At 61.4% G+C, this 4,751-nt stretch carries 2 protein-coding genes and 2 rRNA genes (1 of these 4 only partly in view); all 4 read right to left on the bottom strand.

Translation table 11 applies throughout. The features are described from left to right. Positions 1–2,124: phosphoribosylformylglycinamidine synthase subunit PurL (purL, locus tag R2834_16225; protein ID MEZ4701881.1), on the bottom strand; the 2,124-nt coding region annotated here is incomplete at its 3' end. A gap of 261 nt (positions 2,125–2,385) precedes the next feature. Then, positions 2,386–3,585, bottom strand: coding sequence for a helix-turn-helix domain-containing protein (locus R2834_16220; GenBank protein ID MEZ4701880.1), 1,200 nt, complete (start codon positions 3,583–3,585; stop codon positions 2,386–2,388). Between the two features lie 205 nt (positions 3,586–3,790). Next, positions 3,791–3,900 (bottom strand): 5S ribosomal RNA (gene rrf, locus R2834_16215). 81 nt (positions 3,901–3,981) lie between these two features. Continuing rightward, positions 3,982–4,751, bottom strand: a 23S ribosomal RNA gene (locus tag R2834_16210) (it continues 2,140 nt past the right edge of the window).

The following is a 4,751-nucleotide window of genomic DNA, read 5'->3' as shown; positions in this document are numbered from 1 at the left end:
GGCGATCTGCCCGAGTTTTTCTTCATCGGCCGCATGGGCCGTCAGCACGATGCGCGACTGGGCCTCGCCGAACAATAACGCGTCGATGCGAATGCCGTCTTCCGTCTGGAGGTCGATATCGGCCCCCAGCCCTGCGGCGTGCAGCGTCGATTCCGCCAGACACACGGCCAGGCCTCCATCGGAAACGTCATGCGCACTCTCGACGAGGCCCGCGCGGATCATCGCCAGCATCGCTTTCTGCACGGCCTTTTCCTCGTCGAGATCCAGATGAGGCGCGTCGCCTTCGGTCCGCCGGTGCACCCACGAGAGGTATTCCGAGCCGCCGATGTCGTTGCGATGCCGCCACCGCCTGGGCGTTAACAGGTACACGACATCGCCGGCCGCTTTGAACGGCACCGTCGTCGTATCCCGGTCGACGTCCTCCACGAGCCCCACCATTCCGATCGTCGGCGTAGGAAACACCGCAGATTCAGGGTTTTCATTATAAAAGGACACGTTGCCGCCGGTCACCGGGGTATCAAAGGCGCGACAGGCATCGCCCATCCCGGCCAGAGCCTCCTTGAATACCCAGTACACCTCCGGTTTGTACGGATTGCCGAAATTGAGGCAGTTTGTGATGGCCAGCGGCTCGCCGCCGGCGCAGACCACGTTGCGCGCGGCCTCCGATACGGCGATCTGGCCTCCGCGACGCGGGTTCAGGTAAACAAAGCGTCCGTTGCAGTCCGTCTTGACCGCAAGGCCTCGGTCGGTGCCCTTGATCCGCACCACGGCGGCATCGCTGGGCCCCGGTCCCACGACGGTGTTGGTCCGAACCGTCGTATCGTACTGCTCGAATATCCAGCGTTTGGAGGCGATATTGGGCGCCCCGACCAGCTGGATCAGCACGTCGTTCGCGTGTTCAGGACGCAGATCGGGAAACGTGTGGAGATCGAAACCGGCCACGCGATCCAGATAGCTGGGCCGGCGCGTCTCACGGATATAAACAGGCGCTCCGCCTCCGAGCACCAGGTGCTCGGCCGGGACATCGGCCACCAGATCGCCGTGCCAGTATACCTTCACGCGGCCGTCGTCCGTGACCGTGCCGATCTGCTCGGCATGCAGGTCCCATTTCTCAAAAACGGCCAGCAGCGTGGCTTCCTTGCCTTTTTCGCAGACTACCAGCATGCGTTCCTGGCTCTCGGAAAGCAGCACCTCGTAAGGCGTCATCCCGGTCTCGCGCATGGGTACGCGCTCCAGATTCAGCACCATGCCGCTTTCTCCCTTGGCGCTCATTTCGCACGTCGAGCACGTGATGCCCGCCGCGCCCATATCCTGCATGCCGACCACCACGCCGCTCTGTATGACCTCCAGCGTCGCCTCGAGGAGGAGTTTCTCCGTGAAGGGGTCTCCGACCTGCACGCTGGGGCGTTTGGCTTCACTCGCTTCGGAAATCTCCTCGGAGGCGAAGGTGGCGCCATGGATGCCGTCCCGCCCCGTCGAGGATCCGACGATAAAGACAGGATTCCCGACACCGCTGGCTATCGCCGAAACGGTCTCCCCGACCTTGACAATGCCGACGCTCATCGCGTTGACGAGGGGATTGCCTTCGTAGGAGGGATCGAAGTACACTTCGCCGGCGACGGTCGGCACCCCGAAAGAATTGCCGTAATCGCCGATACCGCGAACGACGCCATCGAGCAGATACCGGACGCGGGGCTGCTCCAACGAGCCAAAACGCAGCGAATTGAGCGAGCAGATAGGCCGGGCGCCCATGGTGAAGATGTCGCGCTGGATGCCTCCGACCCCCGTCGCGGCGCCCTGGTAGGGCTCGACGGCGGAAGGGTGATTGTGGGATTCGATTTTGAACGCCACCCCCATCCCGTCGCCGATATCGATCAGGCCGGCATTTTCCTCTCCCGCGCCGACCAGCATCCGGCCGCCTTCACGGGGTAATTTCTTGAGTTCCGCGATCGAGTTCTTGTACGAGCAGTGCTCGCTCCACATGACGGAATAGATGCCCAGTTCGACGAAGGTCGGGGTGCGACCGAGTCGGTCCACGATCCAGCCGTATTCTTCTTCAGTTAGCCCGTGATCCCGGGCGAGTTGCAGGTTGACTTCAGGTTCAGTGAACGACTTCGCGGACATACGGCGTCAGAAGAAGGTGTGCGAGGCAGGAGATCCAAAATACGAACCGACGGCCTTGCACGCCGAACGACGTGGCGAAGCCTGTGTCAATTTCTGCACACCCTGTTCGAGGGGTAGCCAGGCCCGGCTCATCGTGCGACCGGCCGCGCGCATCCCGGAGTGCGCCGGACACGTGTCCCCGCGCAACGGTCGCCTGCACGAATGAAGCAAACCCCTAAGCAGACGGTGCGTGGCAGAACACACCCACGCCGCGTCGGGGGGTCAGGCGGTATACGAGTCGGGCGCGACGCCGACCACCTGCTTGAAGAGGCGGTTGAACGAACTGACGCTGTGGAAGCCGGTGAGATGGGCCACTTCGGCTGGCGTGTTGCCGGCCTCGAGCAGCTCCATGGCGTGCTGGAGCCGCTTGGTGCGCAGAAAACCCGCCGCGGACAGCCGTGTGAGGCGCAGCAGACGGCTTTCCAGGTGCGGAAGGCTCACCTGGGCTTCGCGGGCTAGCGCCTCGAGCCCGAAGAGGCTATTGCCGATATTGGCGTCAACCAGGCGATGCACGTTTTCAAGGAAGAGGGTGTCGGCAAGGCGAGCGGCCGTATCGTCTGCATCGATCTTGACGGAGGGGAGGCCGCCGTGTTGGATATATTGCCGCACCTCGACGAGGTTTTCGACACGAATGGGCAGCGCCTCGTTGTTTGCGACGCCGGAGAGCGTGTCCTCAGCTGAAATGTTCAGATCCTCGACATTAGGCAACCCGGCCGCCGGCGCGATCCAGAGCACCGGAGTATGCTTCAAAAGGGGATCGGCCTTGATCTCGTCGCAGAGAGCGCAGGCGCCTTTTTCATCCATGTTGGATGCGGTGATGACCAAGGCGGGCTGAAGCGACCGGGCCAGTTCCATCACGTCGATCGAGTCGTCGGCTTCGACGACGCTGTAGCGTGTGTGCAGTTGATGATGGAGTTCGCCACGAACGAACGCATCGCTCACCGCGACGAGAATCACGGGTTTGGCCTGAGGAACCTGGAGGACCGGGGCATGCTCGGTCTTAGCCGATGCAGCAGGTTTTGCGCGCGCCGTTGCGAGCACGTCGCGTGTTGCCGGCCGGGGCGCCGCGTCGCTGAGGAAAGCGTGTGATTCGGGTTTGGCCGGCGGCGGGCTAGCGGGTGTCTCACGCGCGAGTTCCTGGCCGCGCTTGCGCAACCGAAAGCGATCGGCCCAGCCAAACAGCCCGAGGACGGCCAGAACGAGTAGCAGGGCAGGGGAGGGGATCACATCGAGGAGTTGGCTTTCGCCGAGACGCGCGAGCGCCATGCGGCCTGTCGGATCGGCATATCCCGCAACGTCGCACACGGTAGCCACGAGACAGAAGCCCGCCGGCGCCATGGCCAGCCGGCGGTGGATACGAGCTGGCGCACGACTCAGGTCGAGGGCGGCAGTGTCGAGAACTCGAGCGTCGTTCGCGCGCATGGCGAGGAGGGTCTATCTAATGGGGCCTGACTCCGGCGGGGTGTGTGTAAGTATACGCTGAGGTAAGTATTGCGTCAACGGCGGTCGCGGGGGAGAGTTCACCGGCATCGCATTCTTGCGCGTTTTCTGGCACCCTGTGCGCGGCGAATTGCTGGAAAGACAAAAAGGTCCCGCCTTCAAACGAAGACGGGACCTTTTGAATGTAACTCGGCAACGACCTACTCTCCCACCATAAGGCAGTACCATCGGCGCAGCGGGGCTTAACTTCTCTGTTCGGAATGGGAAGAGGTGATCCCCCGCGCAATAGTCACCGAGAATGTGTTTGACATGGTTGTTCTGTGCTGGGCTGGAGGCTGGCCTGACCGAAAAGCCAGGTCACAGTACCTGTGAAAATGTGGATTTAAGCCTGATGGGTAATTAGTACGGCTCGGCTGAACATGTTACCATGCGTATACCTGCCGCCTATCAACGTCCTAGTCTTGAACGACCCATAAGGGAGACCTAATCTTGCAGAGGGTTTCGTGCTTAGATGCTTTCAGCGCTTATCCCGTCCGAACATAGCTACCCTGCGATGCAGCTGGCGCCACAACAGGTACACTAGAGGTTCGTCCACTTCGGTCCTCTCGTACTAGAAGCAGACCTGCGCAAGTCTCCAACGCCCACAGCAGATAGGGACCGAACTGTCTCACGACGTTCTGAACCCAGCTCACGTGCCGCTTTAATGGGCGAACAGCCCAACCCTTGGGACCTTCTTCAGCCCCAGGATGCGACGAGCCGACATCGAGGTGCCAAACCTCCGCGTCGATGTGAACTCTTGGCGGAGATCAGCCTGTTATCCCCGGCGTACCTTTTATCCTTTGAGCGACGGCCCTTCCATTCGGAACCGCCGGATCACTAAGCCCCACTTTCGTGCCTGCTCGACCTGTATGTCTCGCAGTCAAGCACCCTTTGCCTTTACACGCGACGCACGATTACCGACCGTGCTGAGGGTACCTTTGGGAGCCTCCGTTACTTTTTAGGAGGCGACCGCCCCAGTCAAACTACCCATCTAACACTGTCCCATGATTGGATAACAACCACTGGTTAGGCTTCAACCAAAGTAAGGGCGGTATTTCAAGGGTGACTCCACCATGCCTGGCGACACAGCTTCAAAGTCTCCCGCCTAT

It is taken from the genome of Rhodothermales bacterium (genome assembly GCA_041391505.1).
In the GTDB taxonomy this organism is placed as follows: Bacteria; Bacteroidota; Rhodothermia; order Rhodothermales; family JAHQVL01; genus JAWKNW01.
Note: the sequence above shows the minus strand (reverse complement) of the source record. Positions and strands in the feature narration are given on the sequence as shown.

Bases quoted from the DNA above. Each gene is read 5' to 3' on its own strand.
- R2834_16220 (MEZ4701880.1), bottom strand. From the start codon at position 3,585: ATGCGCGCGAACGACGCTCGAGTTCTCGACACTGCCGCCCTCGACCTG.